Genomic DNA, 19,241 nt, shown 5'->3' with positions numbered 1-19,241 from the left:
CATGAATCAGACCGCCATTGCCCGTAGCTGGGTCGAGCACGCCAACGGGCACAGCGACTTCCCGCTGCAGAACCTGCCGTTGGGCATCTTCAGCCGGCCGGGTGAAGCCAAGCGCTGTGGCGTGGCCATCGGCGACGCGATCCTGGACCTGGAGGCGGTGCTGGCCGCCGGCCTGTTCGACGGTGCAGCCAAGGCCGCGGTCGAGGCCACCCGTGGTGGGGTCTTGAACGCATTCTTCGCCCTCGGCCGCGGTGCCCGCGTTGCCCTGCGCGAGCGCCTGCTGGTGCTGCTGGGCGAACACAGTGAACATAAGGCGGCTCTGCAGGCCGCACTGTACCCGGCAACCGCCTGCCAGCTGCATGTACCGGCGCAGATCGGTGACTACACCGACTTCTACGTGGGCATCGAGCACGCCAAGAACGTGGGCAAGCTGTTCCGCCCCGACAACCCGCTGCTGCCCAACTACAAGTACGTGCCGATCGGTTATCACGGCCGCGCCTCGACCATCCGCCCATCCGGCACCGATGTGCGCCGGCCCAAGGGCCAGACTCTGTCGGCCGGGCACACCGAGCCAAGCTTCGGCCCCTGCGCGCGCCTGGACTACGAGCTGGAGCTGGGTATCTGGATCGGCCAGGGCAACGACATTGGCCAGGCGATCCCGGTAGGCGATGCCGCCGAGCACGTGGCTGGCCTGTGCCTGCTCAACGACTGGTCGGCGCGCGACATCCAGGCCTGGGAATACCAGCCGCTGGGGCCGTTCCTGTCCAAGAGCTTCATCACCACCATCTCGCCTTGGGTAGTTACCGCCGAAGCGCTTGAGCCGTTCCGCTGTGCCCAGCCGTCACGCCCGGAGGGCGACCCGCAGCCACTGTCGTACCTGCTGGACAAGCGCGACCAGGCCGCAGGTGCATTCGATATCGAGCTTGAGGTATTGCTGCTGACCGAGCAAATGCGCGAGCAGGGCCTCGCCCCGCACCGCCTGACCCTGAGCAACACCCGCAGCATGTACTGGACCGTGGCGCAGCTGGTCGCGCACCACAGCGTCAACGGCTGCCAGCTGCAACCGGGCGACCTGTTCGGTTCGGGCACGCTGTCGGGCGCCACGCCAGGTTCGTTCGGCAGCCTGCTGGAGATAACCGAAGGTGGCAAGCACCCGGTGGAACTGGCCAGTGGCGAGGTGCGCAAGTTCCTCGAAGACGGCGACGAGATCATCCTGCGTGCCCGCTGCGTGCGTGAGGGCGTGGCCAGCATCGGTTTCGGCGAATGCCGCGGCAAGGTCGTCGCGGCCAACTGAGGAGGCAGGGGCATGGAGCTGTACACCTATTACCGTTCCACCTCGTCCTACCGGGTACGCATTGCTTTGGCACTGAAGGGGCTGGGTTACCAGTCCCTTCCGGTCAACCTGCTGCAGGGCGAACAGCGCGGCGCGGGTTATGTCGCGGTCAACCCGCAGGGGCGCGTTCCGGCGTTGCGTACCGATGGCGGTGAGCTGCTGGTGCAGTCGCCGGCGATCATCGAGTACCTGGAAGAGGTTTATCCACAACCTGCGCTGTTACCGGCCACGGCCGAGGCGCGTGCCAAGGTGCGGGGCGTGGCGGCGATCATCGGCTGCGATATCCATCCGCTGCACAACGTCAGCGTGCTCAACCGGCTGCGCCAGGCCGGCCAGGACGAAAGCCAGGTCAACCAATGGATTGGTCACTGGATCAGCCAAGGGTTGGGGGCAGTTGAGCAACTGATAGGCGATCATGGCTTCTGCTTCGGCGATGAGCCGGGCCTGGCGGATGTCTATCTGATCCCGCAGTTGTACGCGGCCGAACGTTTCAACGTCGACCTCGACAGCTTCCCGCGCATCCTTCGGGTTGCCGCCCTTGCGGCCGAGCACGCGGCGTTCGCCCAGGCCCACCCCGCCCGGCAGCCGGACAGCCCGGCTCAGTGAATGGAACGGTTCGCCGCCGGAAGCTTGCCGATACGTTCGGAAAGCTTCAGGCGCTGGACCGGGTCCTCTGTCAGCAATAACGCATGCTCCAGATCGAAGCGCTCGGCCTGCGGGCAATCCAGATGCTGGTATAGCGAAGCGCGAGTCACATAGTCGCTGACCTGCACCGGGCCCAGTTGCATGACCCGCTCGGCATCGATCAGTGCCGCCAGGTGGTTGTCGTTGCTTATATGCAACTGGCGCAGGTTGCGTGACAGGCGTTGCAGCATCTGCAGCGGGCTGGCACTGCGCATGTGCTCGGCAGTCAGCGCTACATGCGGGCCGAACTGGCGAGCCAGCAGCTCACGGCAGTCGTTGGGGTAGAGACGCCGGCCGCCACAGGGGTCAAGCAGGTGATCGGCACCCGGCACGCGCAGCAGGAAATGGCCAGGGAAGCCTACGCCCTCAAGGGGTATGGACAGACGCCGGGCCAGTTCCAGGGCGAGGATGGCAAGTGTCAGCGGTTGGCCACGTCGGCGTTGCAGCACCTTGTCCATCATCGCGGCATGCGGGCGCAGCGGGTGATATTCATCCTGCTGGAAGCCCAGGGCATTGAGTTGGCGCAACAATGGCTGTGCCAGTTCGCACAGCGGCAGCATCGGCAGATTGGTGCTTATCTCACGCTGCAGGTCATGCAGCTTGGCAAGGCTGGCCGCGGGCTCGACGCTTCGGTCGTGCTCGGCAGCAATCCATAATGCGGCTTCCAGCAGGGCGACGGGCTCGCGTTCCAGGCAGGCCAGGCAGGCTTGACGTGGCTTCATGGGGCTTCTCCACACACGCTTGAGTATTAGCCGCGGTGCGCGGTTTCGTCCAGTGGTCCGGCGGCGCTACCAGCCCAAGGGCCGTGCCTATACTGGAAAGAGCACCTCGTAGGGGAGCCTGTCGATGTTCGCGCTGATGCAAAGCACCCGTACCCAGTCGCTGCACTTGTTCACCGATCCGCCTACCGGCCTGAAGGCTGTGGTGGTGATCCACAGCGAGCAGTTGGGCCCCGCCATGGGCGGTTGCCGCTACCTGCCTTATGCCGATGATGAAAGCGCCATGACAGACGCCATTCGCCTTGCCCAGGGTATGAGCTACAAGGCGGCGCTGGCTGGCCTGCCATTGGGGGGCGGCAAGGCGGTGATCATGCGCAACCCGCATGTGGAAAACCGTGCCGCGCTGTTCGAGGCCTTCGGCCGCTTCATCGACACCTTGCAAGGGCGCTTCATCATCGCCGTGGACAGCGGCACCTCGACCCTGGACATGGACTGCATTGCCCAGAGCACACCGCATGTGACCAGCACCACGGCCTCGGGTGACCCCTCCCCGCATGCGGCGATGGGAGTTTTTGCCGGCATTCGTGCCACCACTTCGTTCCGCCTTGGCAGTGATGACCTGCAAGGGCTTCGGGTTGCGGTGCAAGGGCTGGGCAATGTCGGGTATGCGCTGGCGGAGCAGCTGCATGCGGCGGGTGCTGACCTGCTGGTGAGCGACCTGGACCCCGGGCGGGTGCGGCTGGCGGTGGAGCAGTTCAATGCCCATCCGGTGACCAACGATGCGTTGATCAGCACCCCTTGCGACATCTTTGCCCCTTGCGGTGTGGGGCCGGTGTTGAACGGGCAGAGCGTGATGCAGTTGCGTTGTGCGGCCGTGGCGGGGGCGGCGAACAACCAGCTGACCACCTTGCAGGTAGCCGACCAGCTGGAGTCGCGCGGGATACTGTATGCGCCCGATTACGTGATCAATGCCGGTGGGTTGATCTACGTGGCACTTACCCATCGTGGCGAAGACCTGGGCACCATCACCGCGCACCTGGCGCGGATACCTTCACGGCTGACCGAAGTGTTTGGCCATGCACAGGCAGAGAAGCGCTCACCGGCGCGAGTGGCGCAGATGCTGGCGGAGCGGTTGCTCTACGGCTGAGGGGCGATACCGGCTTTGCTGGCCTCTTCGCGGGCACGCCCGCTCCCACAGGGATAGCGCCCGAGCTCAGCGCTTGTGCCGTACCTGAAGCAGCAACTGTTCTGCCCAAAACTCTGAAAACCTGCGCGGTCCTTGTGGGAGCGGGCGTGCCCGCGAACACGGGCGCAGCCCGTGCCATCCACCTTGACCGCGCTGAACCTCAATCCATGCGCAATCCTTGCAGAAGCGGCCAGTGCAGGTAATTACTCGGCCGCTGGCGCTTCGAGCAACTCGGCCAGCGCATCCGGCTGGCTCTTGAACGCCCGGGCGAATACATCGCGGTTCTTGGCCATGTAGATACCGGCTTCCTCGACCTGTTTCTCGCTCAGCGAGGGCACTGCCTTGTGCAGTACTTCGGCCAGGCGCTCGGCCAGTTCGAGCATCTTGTCGTGACGGTCTGCTTCGGCCTTATCCATGAACAAGCGCTCCGGGTCGCGACTGCTGCGATACACCACTTCGACGGCCATTCATCACCTCTATGCCTTTTGCTGGTTGCGTTTCGATTTACTGTATCTATATACAGTAATGGCAATGTTGATTGCTTCGCAAGCAGAAATTGTAGCGTGGTGCAGAGGGCTTACTGCTTCATGCCCAACTCAGCATCATCCATCAGCGCCTTGGCCATCCGGGCCCTTTCGCGGGTGAACCCGCTCCCACAGGTACGGCATCTACCTCAAGGCCTGTGGAGATCCTGTGGGAGATCACCCAGCCCTTCCGGGCTGCGCTGTCGCGCAGCAAACATGAGGCGCATGACTTCAGATCTGTGGCAGCGCTGACATTTTGAAAAAGAAAAGGCGGCTGGCCTATTAGGGCCAGCCGCCTTTCGCTTTGTTAGGGTTTGAGCGCGCGGGACAGAGATCGTAGCCAGCACTGGTGTGTGTCAGCACACCCGCGTGGGAGAGTGATCCGCACGGTATCGGCGTGAAGTCCCTGTAGGCATCAGCTGAATCAGCTGTGACCACGTATGAGAGAGTGAACCCTTTCGCCACCGTGTGCCCCGCGCGCCCTTTATCCTGCGAGTATTCACCATGGCGCGCAAGCCTTCCAAGCAACGCTTCACCATCGTTCATCCCGACTGCGCTGCGATTGATGTAGGTAGTCGAGAACACTTTGTCGCGGTTGATCCCCAGTACGAGAACGCCGTTCAGTCATTCACGTCCTTTACCGACGACTTGTACAAGCTGGCCGATTGGCTCGATAGCTTGGCCATCAAGGTCGTAGCCATGGAGTCCACAGGCGTTTACTGGATTCCGATTTACGAAATCCTCAGCGAACGGGGATTCGAGGTCTATCTTGTTAATGCCCGAGCTACCCGGCAAATAACTGGACGCAAGTCTGACGTGCTGGATTGCCAATGGATCTGGCAACTGATGACTCATGGTCTCTTGCGAGGCGCTTTTCGCCCAAGCGACCCAACATGCTGCGTTCGCTCACTGGTCAGGCAACGGGCTTTCAAAGTGAAAGACCAGGCTCAAACCTTGAACCGGATACAGAAGGCACTGAGCCAAATGAACATCCAGTTGGCCAATGTCATCAGTGATATTTCAGGCGTGACGGGCATGAGAATTTTGCGAGCAATCATCGCGGGTGAGCGAGATCCTGTTCGATTGGCTGAGCTGACCGATGGCCGCATCAAGGCAGGTAAAGACACCATTGCGCGTAGCCTGCATGGCAATTGGCGACGAGAGCACCTGCATGCATTGGCGCAGGAGCTCGCAGCCTATGACTTTCTTGAGCAACAGATCGCTGAATGCGATGCCGTCATCGGAAAGGCATTGGAACAACTACCCGTACTAGAGCATGAACCACAACCACCCAGGAAAGCGCTGCGAAGCCCACACCGGACGAGCGCTCAACAGGCAGCGCTACACCAAGCCCTCTGGCAGGTGCTAGGGGTCGATTTGACCGCTATTCCAACAATTGGCGTGGACACCGCCCTGGTGCTGGCGGGAGAGATCGGCTCTGATCTCTCACGATTTCCATCATCCCAGCACTTTTGCTCCTGGCTAGGGTTGGCCCCGCCGACTCGTATCTCAGGCGGCCGCCAGCTATCAGGGGGCGGTCCTAAGGTCATTAACCGAGCGGCACAGGCGCTCAAGCAGGCCGCTTCAAATGCACGCAACGACAAGGGTTTCATCGGGGCATCGCATCGAGCCAGATTGACTCGCATGGACACCAGTTGCGCCATCAAAGCCACTGCACACCAACTGGCTCGACTGGTCTACACACTGCTGACAAAAAAACAGACTTATGTTGAACAGGGGCTCGAAGCATTCGAAGCCAAAAGCCAAGACCGACAGCTTCGGGCTTTGCTTCGCAAAGCCCGAAAGCTGGGATATCAATTGGTGGCAGCCTAAGGTGCTTAAAAAACAGCGGGTTGCATTTTGTTTGATGAGAGCGGGTTTACCCGCGAAGAGGCCAGCCCAGACAACGCAACACTCAAACCTCAGTGCAAACTCCGAGGCTCAGCGGGCATCTGCACCTGAACCAGTGCCGACTCAAGCAAAGCCCGCAACGTCTCCAGCTCATGCAACTTGCCACGCCTCAAGGTGCCTTGCGGCAATCGGTCGCCTTCCAAGGCAGGGGCCTGGCCCTTTAACTGCATGGCACAAGCGTCACACCGGTGACGCATCATCCTTCAAGACGTATCGGGGAATGGAACATCGTGAACATCAAATGGGCAGAAAAGCTGCGAAAGGGTCTGCACGGCTCGGCCGACTCGCTGGGAAACCTGTGCGTCGAGGCATTCCATTACCTGGCGCTGTTCGGCATTGGCGCGATCACCGCCTATGCGGCGGTGATGACGTTCCTCGACATGCTCGGCAAGGGCGGGGTCAGTGTCGATGACATCCTGTTGCTGTTCATCTACCTGGAGCTGGGGGCGATGGTCGGCATCTACTTCAAGACCAACCACATGCCGATCCGCTTCCTGCTGTACGTGGCCATCACCGCGCTGACCCGCCTGCTGATCGGCGACGTCTCGCACCACAAGGCGCCGGACGTAGGGCTGTTGTACCTGTGCGGCGGCATCCTGTTGCTGGCGTTCGCGATCCTGGTGGTGCGCTACGCCTCGTACCGCTACCCCTCGACCAAGGTACTGGATGCCAGCGGCAAGGAAGTGGAGGAGGGCAAGTAGCCCTCAGTTGGCGATGAAATGGCGCGGCTCGTGGCGGGCGTCACGGGTCAGCGCGGCCAGCACCTGAAGGGGGTTCTGGTTGTGCTCGATGGCCAGGCCCAGGCGGATGCTGTCGATCACCCGCTGCAGGCGCACCGGGTCATTGCGCTGGGCCTGGGTGATGAGGCGCTTGGCGACCACGCCAGCGTCGTCGGACAGGGTCAGCATGATGCTGCCGTCGAGGTTTGCAATGCTCAGGTTGACCCGGTATTCGGGGGCGAATGCAGCACTGATTCGTTCGAATGGGTTGTTCATGGTCATGCTTCTGCGCTGAATGAATGCAGAAGTTGACCGGGGAAATTACCTGTTGGTTCAGCGCCATCGATCGATACAAACGAAAACGCCCGGCATCAGGCCGGGCGTCTTGCGTTGCCGATCAGGCGTCTGGGTCACTCAGTTCCAGGGCGCCGCGCTTGCTGCGCAGTTTGCCGTAGAAGTGTTCCAGCGCGTGGTTGAGCTTGGTGGCGGCACCATCGACCGCCTGGTCCAGCGAAGTGGCGGTGTGGGTCACGGAAATCGGTTGATGGCCTTTGGGGCGAGCCTCCATCTGGCAGCGTTTGTCATGCGGTCCGGGCTTGGCGCCGTTCTCGTCGCGCAGGTGAACCTCGATGCGGGTGAGGTCGTCTTCGTAACGTTCCAGCGAGTTCTGCAGTGTGCTGCGGACCCACTGGTCGAGCCGGGCGTTGCCTTCGAAATGGTTGCTGCTGTTGACCTGGATTTGCATGATTCAATCCTTATTCAGCTTGCTCGCATGGAGACGCGCCTAGGCCTCTGAGACCCTTGGTATTTCTGCGTCTCTTGACTCTAAGGTCAGGCAACGGCGAAACGAATTCAAGCCCTTTTTGAAAATAAATTTCTTGTTGCATTCAAGGCAGCAGGCGGCTCATCGCGTGGCCTTTGCTTATGAGAATTGAAATCATTATTATTGCAGCCCCGAAAACGCCCGGACCATCGCCATGACGCGCAAAACCGCCGGTCTCTCGCTCAGCTATCGCCTGGCCGTGACGTCACGCAGCCTTGCCGCGCTGCTGGGTGGCTACCTGCTGGCGTCCGTGGCCAGCGTCTGCATTTCCCTGGTAGCGCCGCTGCCACGGGTCGATGCCACGCTCACCGGCCTGCTGCTGTCATTCGTTTTCTACCTGCTGGCGTTCATCTGGTGCTTTGCCTGCCGCAGCGCTTTGCGCGCCTGGCTGGGCGTACTGGCGCCAAGCGTGCTGCTGGGGGTGATCAGCGGGTTGGCTTACTGGATGAAAACCCCATGAAAGAAGGCTTCCGCCAGGCCATGGCCTGGCTGCACACCTGGACCGGCCTGATCTTCGGCTGCGGATTCCACGCTGACTCGGACACCCATTCCACGCACATCCGGACAGTGATTCCACGCTGATCCGGACACTCATTCCACGAGCATCCGGACACCGATTCCACGGCCATCCGGACACTTTCCAGGCAGGCAGCTACGCAGGATTTATTCACTACCATCGACCTCTTTTTCGAAGCAGAGAGGTCGTCGTGGAGCGTTTGTCCATGCGTAAAATCCGTGAGGTGTTGCGCCTCAAGTTCGATTGCGGGCTGTCTGTCCGTAAGATCTCCCGCAGTCTGGGCATAGGCCACAGCAGTGCCGGTGATTACCTCTGTCGCTTTGCCGCCAGCGGTCTAGCCTGGCCCTGCTCGTTGTCCGATTCCGAACTGGAACAGCAACTGTTCCCACTGGCCCCTGCGGTGCCCAGTGAGCAGCGGCCACTGCCTGATTGGTCTTGGGTGCACGCCGAGCTGCGTCGCCCCGGCGTGACCCTGGCGCTGCTCTGGCAGGAGTATCGCCTGAGCCAGCCGCAGGGTTTTCAGTACAGCTGGTTCTGCGAGCACTACCGGGCCTGGCAGGGCAAGCTGGACGTGGTGATGCGCCAGGAACATCGCGTCGGCGAGAAGTTGTTCGTCGACTACGCCGGGCAGACGGTGCCGGTGATCGACCGGCACAGCGGCGAGATCCGCCAGGCGCAGGTGTTCGTCGCGGTGCTCGGCGCCTCCAGCTACACCTTCGCCGAAGCCACCTGGTCGCAGCAGCTGCCGGACTGGCTGGGCTCGCATACCCGCTGCTTCGCCTTCCTCGGGGGCGTGCCGGAGATCGTGGTGCCGGACAACCTGCGCAGCGCGGTGAGTAAGAGCCATCGCTACGAGCCGGACATCAACCCGAGCTACCGCGATCTGGCCGAGCACTATGGCGTGGCGGTGGTGCCGGCGCGGGCGCGTAAGCCGCGCGACAAGGCTAAGGCCGAGGTCGGCGTGCAGGTGGTCGAGCGCTGGATCCTCGCCGCGCTGAGGAACCGCCAGTTCTTCTCCTTGAACGAACTCAACAGCGCCATCGCCTTATTGCTGGAGCGCCTCAACCGACGACCGTTTCGCAAGCTGCCGGGCTCCCGGCACTCGGCCTTCGAAGCCCTGGATCGTCCGGTGCTGCGGCCGCTGCCGGAGCAACCCTACGTGTATGCCGAGTGGAAGAAGGCGCGTGTGCACATCGACTACCACGTCGAGGTTGATGGGCACTACTACTCGGTGCCGTACCAACTGGTGAAGAAACAACTGGAAGTACGCCTGACAGCGCGCACGGTGGAGTGCTTCCACGCCAATCAGCGGGTGGCCAGCCATCTTCGCTCACCGCACAAGGGCCGGCACAGCACACAGGCCGAGCACATGCCCAAGAGCCATCGCGAGCACGCCGAGTGGACGCCACAACGGCTGATCCGCTGGGCTGAGCAGACCGGGCCGAACACGGCCGGCGTGATCAGCCACATCCTCGAACGGCGCATCCACCCAACCCAAGGCTACCGGGCCTGCCTGGGCATCCTGCGCCTGGGCAAGACCCATGGCGAAGTGCGCTTGGAGTTGGCCTGCCGTCGCGCCCTCAGCCTCGGTGCGTGCAGCTACAAGAGCCTCGAATCGATCCTGCGCCAGGGTTTGGAAAGCCTGCCGTTGGCTCAAGCCAACCTGCCCCTGCTGCCGGACGACCACGCCAATCTGCGCGGCCCCGGCTACTACCACTGAACACAAGGAATCCCACCATGCTGCCCCATCCGACCCTGGACAAGCTCCAGACCCTGCGCCTGACCGGCATGCTCAAGGCACTCGCCGAGCAACTGAAAACCCCCGACATCGACAGCCTGAGCTTCGTGGAACGCCTCGGCCTGCTGGTCGACCGCGAACTGACCGAACGCGACGACAAGCGCCTCAGCAGCCGCCTGCGTCAGGCCCGGCTCAAGCACAACGCCTGCCTCGAAGACATCGACTACCGCAGCCCGCGCGGACTCGACAAGGCGCTGATCCTCCAGCTGAGCAGCGGTCAGTGGTTACGCGACGGACTCAACCTGATCATCAACGGGCCCACCGGCGTGGGTAAAACCTGGCTGGCCTGCGCCCTGGCACACCAGGCCTGCCGAGAGGGTTACAGCGTGCGTTACCTGCGCTTGCCGCGCCTGTTGGAAGAGTTGGGCCTAGCCCATGGCGACGGGCGCTTCGCCAAGCTGATGAGCGGCTATGCCAAGACCGACCTGCTGATCCTTGATGACTGGGGCCTGGCCCCGTTCACCGCCGAACAGCGCCGCGACATGCTGGAGCTACTGGACGACCGCTACGGCCAGCGCTCGACCCTCGTGACCAGCCAAATGCCCGTGGACAACTGGCACGAACTGATCGGCGATCCAACCCTGGCCGATGCCATCCTCGACCGCCTGGTGCACAACGCCTACCGGATCAACCTCAAGGGCGAGTCGATGAGAAAGCGGGTGAAGAAATTGACGGCGCCGGGCGCCTCAGACTAACAATGCAACCCCTGCGTCGCTGCGCTCCGACTGCCTGTCCGAATGATCGTGGAACAGGTGTCCGGATCAGCGTGGGCTGAGTGTCCGAATGGCGTGGAATCCGCATCTTCGGCTGGCTTTTGTTCGCCATCTTCCTCACTGGCACGCTGTCGTATTTCAAGGAAGAAATCACGCACTGGACGCAACCAGAAGTACGAAGCCATGCGCTGGACCCGAGCCATAGCCTGGAGGTGGCCCAGCGTTATCTGCAGGACAATGCAGGGCATTCGGGCACCTGGCTGATTCGTATGCCCAACGCACGCGAGGCCGCCTTGAACGTGGGTTATCGCGACCCAAATGGCGGGCCACGCGGTTTCGTCACCAAGACCCTTGATACCCAGACCGGGCAGCCGGTGGCGGCACGCGACAGTCGCGGTGGCGAGTTCTTCTACCGCTTCCACTTCCAGTTGCAGATGCCACACCCTTTCGGCCGATGGCTATCGACGTTGTGCGCCTTCATCATGCTGTTGGGGCTGGTCACCGGCATCATCACCCATAAGAAAATCTTCAAGGAGTTCTTCACTTTCCGCCCAGGCAAGGGCCAGCGCTCCTGGCTGGACGGGCACAACGCCATTGGCGTGCTGGTGCTGCCCTTCCACCTGATGATCAGCTACAGCAGCCTGGTGTTGTTCATGTACATGGTGATGCCGGCTGGCATCATGGCCAGCTACGGCAATGACACCGGCAAGTACTTCAACGAACTGTTCGGCCGTAACAATGCGCCCAAGGCGGCCCATGTGGCCGCGCCGCTGGTACCGTTGCCGAGCCTCTATGCCAAGGTGCAGGACCTGCAACCGGGCGCGCGTATCGGCCGTATCCAGGTGGAAAATGCCGGCGACAGCAATGCCCGCGTTACCTTCACGCAATCGGCTGCCGACCACGTGGCTTACCGGCGTAGCGCCAACTGGACCTTCGATGGCGTCAGCGGTGTGCTGTTGAGCCAGGGCAAACCGGAGAGTGGGGCAATGATGACCGCCTTCAGCTTTGCCGGCCTGCACATGGGCAATTTCGCCGGGCCCTGGCTGCGCTGGCTGTACTTCTTCTTTGGCGTGGCCGGTACTGCGGTGATTGGCACCGGCCTGGTGATGTGGCTGGGCAAGCGCCAGCTCAAGCATGCCAGGAGCGAACGCCTGCCGGGTGAACTACGCCTGGTCGAGGTGCTCAATATCGCCAGCATGAGCGGCCTGTTGCTGGCCGTGGCGGGCTTCTTCTGGGCCAACCGCCTGATCCCGATGGGTGTCGAAGGCCGGGCCGACTGGGAGGTCAACGCCTTTTTCACCGCCTGGGGCCTGTCACTGGTGCACGCTGTGCTGCGTAGTGGGCGGCGGGCATGGGGCGAGCAACTGGCACTGGGCGCGCTGGCCTTCGCCTTGCTGCCGCTGCTTAACGGCCTGACCACCGGCCAGGGCCTGAACCATTCGCTACCTGCGGGTGACTGGGTCATGGCTGGTTTCGACCTGACAGCGCTGGGCACCGGCCTGTTCCTGGCCTGGATGGCCGGCAAGATGTTACACAGCCCGAAGGCTGTGGCCATGCGGGCCCCTCGTGCGGCAAGGAAGCCAAGCACTGAGACGGCGGAGGCGAGCTGATGCTGGGTAATGCACTGATCGCTTACGCCGGCTTCGTTGCCCTGTGCCTGGCCATGGAGAAGCACTTCGTCGACCTGCTCGGGCGCAAGCCGCGCCCCGGGCCGTTGCGCCTGTTGCGCAGTGCCGGTTGGCTGTTGCTGGTGCTGTCGCTGGTGCTCAGCGTGCACCTGCGGGGCTGGGCCCATGGCTTGGTGGAGTGGACCGCAGTGATGATGGCCGGGGTGACCCTGTGGGTGTTCGGCCTGCCATACCAGCCCCGCCTGTTGCTGGGCCTGGCCGCCGCCAGCGTGGTGCTGGGGCCGTTGCTGGCCGTGTTCGCCGAGTGACCAGGTGAGCGAACCGGGCGACATGATCGAGGCGGATGCCGAAAGCGGCGGCGGACGTGCGCGTTTCGTCCAGGTGTTCCAGGCCCAGCGGGCACGCATGGAAGCCCTGGTGAGCCGCCGGGTCGGCTGCCGGGCGACGGCATCGGACCTGGTCCAGGAGCTGTTCCTGCGCTTCTGGCGTCGCCCTGAGGTCAAGGTCGAGGCGCTGGATACCTACTTGCTGCGTTGCGCCGGGAACCTCGCCATCGACCACCTGCGCAGCGAAGGCAGCCGCGAGCGCGCAGCCGAAGCTGTGTTGCCGCTGGATGAAGCGGCCATGGCCCAGGCCCCGGAACAGGCCGTGGAGGTCGATCACGACTTGCAGCGCATCGACGCTGCCTTGCGCGCCTTGCCCGAGCGCACCCGGCAGATCTTCCTGCTCAACCGTATCCACGGCTGCAAGTACGGCGAGATCGCCAAGGCCATGCAACTGTCCCAGAGTGCGGTGGAAAAGCATATGATGCGCGCCCTCGAAGCGTGCAAGGCGAGTGTTGCCGAGCCCGCGTCCACCCCACGCCGGCCAGGGAGTGCCCGTCGATGAGCCGTTTACCGCCGATCACCGAGGCGCAGTCCCGTGCTGCACTTCAATGGCTCAGCCGCATCAACGAGCAGCCTGCGCAAGCCGAGGGCGCGGCGTTCAAGCGCTGGCTGCTGGCCGAACCTGGGCACCGTGAGGCCTACGCCCAGGCCCAGGCGCTGTGGCAGAACAGCGCCGCCCCGGCGGCGCGCCTGGCCGCTGAAGAACAGGCAAGCCTGCAACGTTACCTGGATGCGATGGCCAGGCCACCGACCAGGCACCCCTGGCGGCAGCGGGTCGCGGCGCTGGCGGTGGCTGCGTGCCTGGTACTGGCCGTGGGCGTTGCCGGTGGTTGGCACCCGGCCCTGTGGCTGCAGGACCTGCAGGCCGACTACAGCAGTGCTGGTCAAGTTCGCCAGGTGACCTTGGCCGACCAGTCGCAGGTGACGCTGGATGCGGGGAGCGCGATTGCAGTCGATTTTGTGCAGGGCGAGCGCCGCGTGCGGTTGTTGCATGGCGCGGCGTTTTTCCAGGTCACGCATACCGGCACGCCGTTCGTAGTGGAAGCTGCCGGTGGCGAGGTGCGCGTGCTTGGCACCCAGTTCGAAGTGCGCGAGCAGGTCGAGGGGGCCCAGGTCACTGTGAGCAGCGGGCGGGTGGCGGTGAGCCCGGCGCCGGGTGCAGCAGCGCGTGAACTGACGGCCAACCAGCAGGTGGCCTATGCTGCCGGCCAAGTCGGCGACACCCTGGCGGTGGATAGTGACAACCGCCTGGCCTGGCGCCAGGGCTGGCTGAATTACTACCAGGTGCCGCTGGCGCAGGTGGTCGAAGACTTGGGGCGCTACTACCCGGGGCGCATCCTGTTGCTCGAGGATGAGTTGGGGCAGCGCAAGGTCAGTGGCAGTTTCCCCGTGGCCGAGCCGTTGCTGGCGCTGGATTCGCTGGGCAAGGTGATGGGTTTTTCGCGGCAGACTGTGCTGGGGCGGTTGACCCTGATCCGGTAGTCGCCTGTGCGGGCCTCTTCGCGGGTGAACCCGCTCCCACAGGAAGGGCGCAAGTTTCAAATCCTGTGCAGTACCTGTGGGAGCGGGTTCACCCGCGAAGAGGCCCGCACAGGCAAAAATATTTTCAGATAGCGGGTGAGGTAACAGGACGTGGCATCCGTGTAATGAGTGGAAGTGCGATTCATTCGCAGTCATATCCCTCTCACAGGTCAGCGTCCATGAAGTTCACCCCGCGTTGCGTCCCTCTCTGGCTCGGCCTTTCCGCGCTCCCGGCATTCGCTGTCGCCCCCCTGGCCTGTGCCGCCGAGCAGCAGCAGGCGTATACCTTCGCCCAGCCGGCGCAACCCCTTGCCCAGGCACTCAGCGCCTTCAGCCGCACCACCGGCCAGAGCGTGGTCTACACCCTGGAACTGCCAGGTGTGCAGGCGCCGGCATTGAACGGCAGGTTCAGCGCCGAACAGGCCCTGCAACAGCTGCTGGGTACTACCGGGCTGGCCTGGCGCCGCGTCGATTCGCGCACGCTCACCCTCGAAGCGGTGGACACTTCCGGCGCCCTCAACCTGCAGGCCATCACCGTGACCTCGCAACTGGACGACTACAGCTATCAGCCCCCCGCTACCGCCTCGATCATGCGCGGGCAGGGCCCGAGCCAGGACATCCCCCAGGCCATCAATGTGGTACCGGTCCAGGTCATCCGTGACCAGGCCCCACGCAACCTTGATGACGCTCTGGCCAATGTCAGCGGCATCACCCAGGGCAACAATTTCGGTGGTACCTCCGATACCGTGATGAAGCGCGGCTTCGGCGACAACCGCGACGGCTCGATCATGCGCGATGGCATGCCCATCGTGCAGTGCCGCAGCCTCAACGCCAGCACCGAGCGGGTCGAAGTGCTCAAGGGCCCGGTCTCGCTGCTGTACGGCATCCAGGACCCGGGCGGGGTGATCAACGTGGTCAGCAAGCGCCCGCAACTCGAGCAGTACAACGCCCTGACCGTGCGCGGTTCTACCTACGGCAGCGGCAAGAACGGCAGCGGTGGCGGGTTCGACAGTACCGGCGCACTGGGCGACAGCAACTTCGCCTATCGGCTGATCGTCGACCACGAAGATGAGGACTACTGGCGCAACTACGGCGTGCACCGCGAATCGCTGGTAGCGCCGTCGCTGGCCTGGCTGGGCGAAGACACCCAGGTGGTGCTGGCCTACGAGCATCGCGAGTTTCTCTACCCCTTCGACCGTGGCACGGCGTTCGGCAACAACGGCCACCCGCTGGACATCCCAGCCACGCGGCGCCTGGACGAGCCCTTCAACGACATGGAAGGGCGCTCCGACCTTTACCGTCTGGAAGTCGACCACCAGCTGGCCGATGACTGGAAGCTGCACTTCGGCTACAGCTTCAACCGCGAAACCTATGATGCCAGCCAGGTGCGGGTGACCGGCGTGAATGAAAATAGCGGCACGCTGTCGCGCAGCATCGACGGCACCCACAACGCCATGAGCCGTGACCAGTTCGCCACCTTGAGCCTGGCCGGTAATGTGCAACTGGCCGGGATGCAGAACGACCTGCTGTTCGGCATTGATCACGAGGACCGCAAGATTTTCCGCGGTGACATGATCCGGCAGACCGCCCAATCCACCTTCAGCTATATGAACCCGGTCTACGGGCAGGAAGTGGAGGGCACCACTGTCAAAGCCAGTGACAGCGACCAGACCGACAAGCTGCGCACCGACGCGTTGTTCGTGCAGGACGCGCTGCACCTGGATGATCACTGGATCCTGGTGGCTGGTGCGCGCTTCCAGCAGTTCGACCAGTACGCTGGCCGTGGCCGCCCTTTCAAGGCCAACACCGACATCAATGGCCAGGCGTGGGTGCCGCATGCAGGTATCGTCTACAAGGTCGATGACCAACTGTCGTTTTATGGCAGCTATAGCGAGTCGTTCAAGCCCAACTCGACTATCGCGCCGCTGGTCGGCAATGTAGTGCTCGACTCGTCGGTGGCGCCGGAGGAGGGCAAATCGTGGGAACTGGGCGCCAAGCTCGACATGCCGGGCCGCCTGACAGGCACTCTGGCGTTGTTCGATATCACCAAGCGCAACGTACTGGTTTCCAACTTTGATACCAGTACTCGTGAAACGGTGTACAGCAATGCCGGGGAGGGCGGTTCACGGGGCGTTGAGCTGGACCTGACTGGCCAGCTGAGTGAGCGATGGAGCCTGATTGGCAGCTATGCCTACACCGATGCCAAGGTAACCAAGGACCCGGCCCTGCAGGGCAACCGCCTGCAGAACGTGGCCCGGCACAGTGGTTCGCTGTCGGCGGTGTATGACTATGGCAGCCTGTTCGGTGGCGACCGCTTGCGTCTCGGTGCCGGTGCAAGGTATGTCGGCGAGCGCGCGGGTAACTCGACCAACACCTTCGACCTGCCGTCCTATACCGTGGCCGATGCCTTTGCCAGCTACGAGACCAGGCTCGACGAGCACAAGGTGCTGCTGCAGCTGAACGTGAAGAACCTGTTCGACAAGGTTTACTACAGCTCGGCGGTGAACCAGTACTTTGTGGCCATTGGTGATGCGCGGCAGGTGAGCTTGTCCAGTACCTTCGAGTTCTAGGCCAGCCTGAACCGGCCTCTTCGCGGCTAAAGCCGCTCCCACAGGTACTGCACTGCCCTTGAGGGTGGCGCGATCCCTGTGGGAGCGGCTTTAGCCGCGAATGGCCGTACGGTATTCGCCTGGCGTTGCACCGACCGCCTGGCGGAACCGGTTGCTGAAATGGCTGGCACTGGCAAACCCGCACAACAGGGCAATCTCCCCCAGCGGCATCACCCCCAGCCGCAACAGCTGGCAGGCCCGATGCAGCCGTCGAGCCAGCAGGTACTGGTGCGGCGGCAGCCCGAAACTGGCGCGGAACATACGGGCAAAGTGGTATTCGGACAGGTTGCAGCGCAAGGCCAGTTCACCCAGGGTAATGGGCTGGTCCAGGTGCGCTTCGATGTAGTCGACCAGTTGCCGGCGCAGGCTCGGTGCCAGCCCGCCTTTCAGGCGCAGGCCCTGGCGCAGCCCGACCTGGTTGAGCAGCGCATGGTCGACGATCTCGTGCGCCAGGCTGCTGGCCAGCAGGCGTTCGCCAGGTTCATCCCAGTCCAGGGTTATCAGCTGGCGAAAGCGCTTGGCTTGCTGCGGGTCGTCGAGAAAGGTCGCTTCCTGCAGTTGCAGCTCACGGGGTTCACGATCGAGCAGGCGCACGCAGCCCAGGGCGAACTGCGTTTCGCTGACATACAGGTGCGCCAGGCGTATCGCACCATTGACCACCCAGTTCGATTCCTGTCCGGCTGGCATCACGCACAGCTTGTCGGGCGCCCCTTTGTCGCCGGGGCGCTGGCGGCGAAAGGTGCCAGTGCCGTCGGCGATGTAGCACGACAGGGTGTGATGGCTCGGTGCCTGGTAGTCGCGGGCATCGTCGCGGTTGCTCCACAACGCCGCCGCCAGCCCGTCGCCCAGGTGCGCGCTCAGCTCCAGCCGGGCGTGGGGCGAGGCGTGCATGGCGTTGAACACTTGCAGCTGGGTGAGTGGCGTCATGGGCGGTTCCTCTTGCCTGCCATCCTACTGCGCCTTGGGCAGGCTTACAGCAACCCGCGGGACAAATGCGCAAGTTTGTGCAAGCGCGTGGGTGTTCGACAGGAGAACACTGAAATGCCTCGGCGAGGGCTGCGCCCTCGATTCGCGGGTGAGCCCGCTCCTACAGGGACCGCGCCAGCCTCGAGAGCAGCGCGGTCCTTGTGGGAGCGGCTTTGGCCGCGAAGCGCCGGGCACCGATCTTGAAAGGCCCAAGGAACCGTCGCCATGAACCTGTCACTCTACCTGCTAACCGTCCTGATCTGGGGCACCACCTGGATCGCCCTGAAACTCCAACTGGGTGTGGTCGCCATTCCGGTCTCGATCGTCTACCGCTTCGCCCTGGCCGGGCTGATCCTGTTCGCCTTCCTGCTGCTCACCCGCCGCCTGCAGCCAATGAACCGGCGTGGCCACCAGATCTGCCTGGCCCAGGGCTTGTGCCTGTTCTGTGTCAACTTCATCTGCTTCCTCAGCGCCAGCCAGTGGATTGCCAGCGGCCTGATCGCCGTGGTGTTCTCCACCGCCACCCTGTGGAACGCACTCAACGCGCGGATCTTCTTCGGCCAGAAGATCGCCAGCAACGTGCTCGGCGGCGGCGCCTTGGGGCTACTTGGCCTGGGGCTGCTGTTCTGGCCCGAGCTGTCCCACCACGCGGCCAGCCGCGAAACCCTGTACGGCCTTGGCCTGGCCCTGCTCGGCACGCTGTGCTTCTCGGCCGGCAACATGCTGTCGAGCATGCAGCAGAAGGCCGGGCTCAAACCCATGACCACCAATGCCTGGGGCATGGTCTACGGGGCGGTGATGCTGGCGGTGTTCTGCGTGGTCAGCGGTGTGCCATTCAGCATGGAGTGGAACGTGCGGTACATAGGCTCGTTGCTGTACCTGGTGGTGCCGGGCTCGGTGATCGCCTTTACCGCCTACCTGACCCTGGTCGGGCGCATGGGGCCGGAGCGGGCAGCGTACTGCACGGTGCTGTTCCCGTTGGTGGCGCTGAATGTGTCGGCGGTGGCCGAGGGGTATCAGTGGACAGCGCCGGCCTTGTTGGGGCTGGTGGCGGTGATGGCGGGGAATGTGCTGGTGTTTCGCAAGCCGAAGGGCCGGGTCATTGAGGCAGCTGCGGTAGCGAAGTGAAGCGTACATAGTCTGCATCGGCCCCCTCTTGAGCTTGTCGAGAAGAGCCCGGTGCAGGAGGTTCCAATAGAAGATC

Annotated in this window: 20 protein-coding genes; 15 read left to right on the top strand and 5 right to left on the bottom strand. The window is 63.3% G+C overall.

Translation table 11 applies throughout. The features are described 5' to 3' along the window. Position 1: 1 nt before the first annotated feature. Together fahA and maiA are read left to right on the top strand one after the other, a co-directional pair. Complete coding sequence (gene fahA / locus KDB76_RS24130) at positions 2-1,294, top strand: fumarylacetoacetase (protein WP_013974187.1); 1,293 nt, start codon at positions 2-4, stop codon at positions 1,292-1,294. A gap of 12 nt (positions 1,295-1,306) precedes the next feature. Next, entirely contained in the window at positions 1,307-1,939 is a 633-nt protein-coding gene (maiA, locus tag KDB76_RS24125; protein ID WP_013974186.1) for a maleylacetoacetate isomerase, read from the top strand. Here maiA and KDB76_RS24120 read toward each other — a convergent pair. Beyond that, positions 1,933-2,739 (bottom strand): tetratricopeptide repeat protein, encoded by an 807-nt coding sequence (locus KDB76_RS24120; protein WP_013974185.1) that lies wholly within the window; start codon positions 2,737-2,739, stop codon positions 1,933-1,935. The two genes, maiA and KDB76_RS24120, sit on opposite strands and share 7 nt — an antisense overlap. Positions 2,740-2,863: 124 nt before the next feature. On the opposite strand from KDB76_RS24120, the gene KDB76_RS24115 reads away from it, so the two are divergent. Next, complete coding sequence (locus KDB76_RS24115; RefSeq protein ID WP_015271770.1) at positions 2,864-3,883, top strand: Glu/Leu/Phe/Val dehydrogenase dimerization domain-containing protein; 1,020 nt, start codon at positions 2,864-2,866, stop codon at positions 3,881-3,883. Between the two features lie 242 nt (positions 3,884-4,125). Here KDB76_RS24115 and KDB76_RS24110 read toward each other — a convergent pair whose 3' ends face one another. Continuing rightward, complete coding sequence (locus KDB76_RS24110) at positions 4,126-4,389, bottom strand: YebG family protein (protein WP_003260692.1); 264 nt, start codon at positions 4,387-4,389, stop codon at positions 4,126-4,128. A 561-nt stretch (positions 4,390-4,950) separates the two neighbouring features. Between KDB76_RS24110 and KDB76_RS24105 the strand changes: the two genes are divergently transcribed. Then, positions 4,951-6,279 carry an IS110 family transposase gene (locus KDB76_RS24105; RefSeq protein ID WP_038410380.1) on the top strand — a complete coding sequence of 443 codons (1,329 nt, stop codon included), beginning with the start codon at positions 4,951-4,953 and terminating at the stop codon, positions 6,277-6,279. A gap of 308 nt (positions 6,280-6,587) precedes the next feature. Continuing rightward, the gene (locus KDB76_RS24100; protein ID WP_013974183.1) at positions 6,588-7,058 is read left to right on the top strand and encodes a phosphate-starvation-inducible PsiE family protein; all 471 of its coding nucleotides are present in this window, start codon (positions 6,588-6,590) and stop codon (positions 7,056-7,058) included. 3 nt (positions 7,059-7,061) lie between these two features. Here the strand turns inward: KDB76_RS24100 and KDB76_RS24095 are convergent, their stop codons facing one another. Both KDB76_RS24095 and KDB76_RS24090 read right to left on the bottom strand, forming a co-directional pair. Further along, positions 7,062-7,352, bottom strand: coding sequence for a DUF3509 domain-containing protein (locus tag KDB76_RS24095; protein ID WP_024087728.1), 291 nt, complete (start codon positions 7,350-7,352; stop codon positions 7,062-7,064). A gap of 121 nt (positions 7,353-7,473) precedes the next feature. Further along, positions 7,474-7,821 carry an HPF/RaiA family ribosome-associated protein gene (locus tag KDB76_RS24090; protein ID WP_003260689.1) on the bottom strand — a complete coding sequence of 116 codons (348 nt, stop codon included), beginning with the start codon at positions 7,819-7,821 and terminating at the stop codon, positions 7,474-7,476. A gap of 232 nt (positions 7,822-8,053) precedes the next feature. Between KDB76_RS24090 and KDB76_RS24085 the strand changes: the two genes are divergently transcribed. The 9 genes from KDB76_RS24085 (at position 8,054) to KDB76_RS24050 (ending at position 17,032) form a co-directional block, all read left to right on the top strand. Next, on the top strand, positions 8,054-8,359 hold the full coding sequence (locus KDB76_RS24085; RefSeq protein WP_013974181.1) for a DUF3649 domain-containing protein: 306 nt from the start codon (positions 8,054-8,056) through the stop codon (positions 8,357-8,359). Beyond that, positions 8,356-8,481, top strand: coding sequence for a hypothetical protein (locus KDB76_RS30110; RefSeq protein ID WP_283091007.1), 126 nt, complete (start codon positions 8,356-8,358; stop codon positions 8,479-8,481). Before KDB76_RS24085 ends, KDB76_RS30110 begins: the two co-directional genes overlap by 4 nt. 140 nt (positions 8,482-8,621) lie before the next feature. Further along, positions 8,622-10,136, top strand: coding sequence for an IS21 family transposase (istA, locus tag KDB76_RS24080; protein ID WP_038408847.1), 1,515 nt, complete (start codon positions 8,622-8,624; stop codon positions 10,134-10,136). A 17-nt stretch (positions 10,137-10,153) separates the two neighbouring features. Next, a complete protein-coding gene (gene istB / locus KDB76_RS24075) occupies positions 10,154-10,909 on the top strand; it encodes an IS21-like element helper ATPase IstB (protein ID WP_038408850.1) in 756 nt (251 codons plus the stop codon). An 80-nt stretch (positions 10,910-10,989) separates the two neighbouring features. Continuing rightward, the gene (locus tag KDB76_RS24070) at positions 10,990-12,537 is read left to right on the top strand and encodes a PepSY-associated TM helix domain-containing protein (protein ID WP_212632198.1); all 1,548 of its coding nucleotides are present in this window, start codon (positions 10,990-10,992) and stop codon (positions 12,535-12,537) included. Beyond that, on the top strand, positions 12,537-12,863 hold the full coding sequence (locus tag KDB76_RS24065; protein ID WP_013974179.1) for a DUF3325 domain-containing protein: 327 nt from the start codon (positions 12,537-12,539) through the stop codon (positions 12,861-12,863). Before KDB76_RS24070 ends, KDB76_RS24065 begins: the two co-directional genes overlap by 1 nt. Before the next feature lie 4 nt (positions 12,864-12,867). Further along, the gene (locus tag KDB76_RS24060; RefSeq protein ID WP_013974178.1) at positions 12,868-13,443 is read left to right on the top strand and encodes an RNA polymerase sigma factor; all 576 of its coding nucleotides are present in this window, start codon (positions 12,868-12,870) and stop codon (positions 13,441-13,443) included. Further along, the gene (locus KDB76_RS24055; protein WP_024087726.1) at positions 13,440-14,423 is read left to right on the top strand and encodes a FecR domain-containing protein; all 984 of its coding nucleotides are present in this window, start codon (positions 13,440-13,442) and stop codon (positions 14,421-14,423) included. The genes KDB76_RS24060 and KDB76_RS24055 overlap by 4 nt, the downstream gene beginning before the upstream one ends. Before the next feature lie 218 nt (positions 14,424-14,641). Then, positions 14,642-17,032 carry a TonB-dependent receptor gene (locus KDB76_RS24050; RefSeq protein WP_038410138.1) on the top strand — a complete coding sequence of 797 codons (2,391 nt, stop codon included), beginning with the start codon at positions 14,642-14,644 and terminating at the stop codon, positions 17,030-17,032. A gap of 90 nt (positions 17,033-17,122) precedes the next feature. Here KDB76_RS24050 and KDB76_RS24045 read toward each other — a convergent pair whose 3' ends face one another. Further along, positions 17,123-17,998 carry an AraC family transcriptional regulator gene (locus KDB76_RS24045; protein ID WP_013974175.1) on the bottom strand — a complete coding sequence of 292 codons (876 nt, stop codon included), beginning with the start codon at positions 17,996-17,998 and terminating at the stop codon, positions 17,123-17,125. A 264-nt stretch (positions 17,999-18,262) separates the two neighbouring features. On the opposite strand from KDB76_RS24045, the gene KDB76_RS24040 reads away from it, so the two are divergent. Continuing rightward, positions 18,263-19,165 carry an EamA family transporter gene (locus tag KDB76_RS24040; RefSeq protein ID WP_013974174.1) on the top strand — a complete coding sequence of 301 codons (903 nt, stop codon included), beginning with the start codon at positions 18,263-18,265 and terminating at the stop codon, positions 19,163-19,165. The last annotated feature ends 76 nt before the right edge of the window (positions 19,166-19,241 follow it).

Origin of the sequence: Pseudomonas sp. JS425 (assembly GCF_018223845.1) — a bacterium.
Lineage (GTDB): Bacteria > Pseudomonadota > Gammaproteobacteria > Pseudomonadales > Pseudomonadaceae > Aquipseudomonas > Aquipseudomonas asiatica.
The sequence above is the reverse complement of the archived record's forward strand: the minus strand, read 5'-3'. Positions and strand labels throughout refer to the sequence as shown.

Excerpts from the sequence above, each read along its gene's own strand:
- KDB76_RS24040 (WP_013974174.1), top strand. The coding sequence starts at position 18,263 with ATGAACCTGTCACTCTACCTGCTAACCGTCCTGATCTGGGGCACCACC.
- KDB76_RS24085 (WP_013974181.1), top strand. The coding sequence starts at position 8,054 with ATGACGCGCAAAACCGCCGGTCTCTCGCTCAGCTATCGCCTGGCCGTG.
- KDB76_RS24050 (WP_038410138.1), top strand. The coding sequence starts at position 14,642 with ATGAAGTTCACCCCGCGTTGCGTCCCTCTCTGGCTCGGCCTTTCCGCG.
- KDB76_RS24105 (WP_038410380.1), top strand. The coding sequence starts at position 4,951 with ATGGCGCGCAAGCCTTCCAAGCAACGCTTCACCATCGTTCATCCCGAC.
- KDB76_RS30110 (WP_283091007.1), top strand. The coding sequence starts at position 8,356 with ATGAAAGAAGGCTTCCGCCAGGCCATGGCCTGGCTGCACACCTGGACC.
- KDB76_RS24095 (WP_024087728.1), bottom strand. The coding sequence starts at position 7,352 with ATGAACAACCCATTCGAACGAATCAGTGCTGCATTCGCCCCCGAATAC.
- KDB76_RS24045 (WP_013974175.1), bottom strand. The coding sequence starts at position 17,998 with ATGACGCCACTCACCCAGCTGCAAGTGTTCAACGCCATGCACGCCTCG.
- KDB76_RS24120 (WP_013974185.1), bottom strand. The coding sequence starts at position 2,739 with ATGAAGCCACGTCAAGCCTGCCTGGCCTGCCTGGAACGCGAGCCCGTC.
- KDB76_RS24055 (WP_024087726.1), top strand. The coding sequence starts at position 13,440 with ATGAGCCGTTTACCGCCGATCACCGAGGCGCAGTCCCGTGCTGCACTT.
- istA (WP_038408847.1), top strand. The coding sequence starts at position 8,622 with ATGCGTAAAATCCGTGAGGTGTTGCGCCTCAAGTTCGATTGCGGGCTG.
- KDB76_RS24110 (WP_003260692.1), bottom strand. The coding sequence starts at position 4,389 with ATGGCCGTCGAAGTGGTGTATCGCAGCAGTCGCGACCCGGAGCGCTTG.
- istB (WP_038408850.1), top strand. The coding sequence starts at position 10,154 with ATGCTGCCCCATCCGACCCTGGACAAGCTCCAGACCCTGCGCCTGACC.
- KDB76_RS24115 (WP_015271770.1), top strand. The coding sequence starts at position 2,864 with ATGTTCGCGCTGATGCAAAGCACCCGTACCCAGTCGCTGCACTTGTTC.
- maiA (WP_013974186.1), top strand. The coding sequence starts at position 1,307 with ATGGAGCTGTACACCTATTACCGTTCCACCTCGTCCTACCGGGTACGC.
- KDB76_RS24090 (WP_003260689.1), bottom strand. The coding sequence starts at position 7,821 with ATGCAAATCCAGGTCAACAGCAGCAACCATTTCGAAGGCAACGCCCGG.
- fahA (WP_013974187.1), top strand. The coding sequence starts at position 2 with ATGAATCAGACCGCCATTGCCCGTAGCTGGGTCGAGCACGCCAACGGG.
- KDB76_RS24065 (WP_013974179.1), top strand. The coding sequence starts at position 12,537 with ATGCTGGGTAATGCACTGATCGCTTACGCCGGCTTCGTTGCCCTGTGC.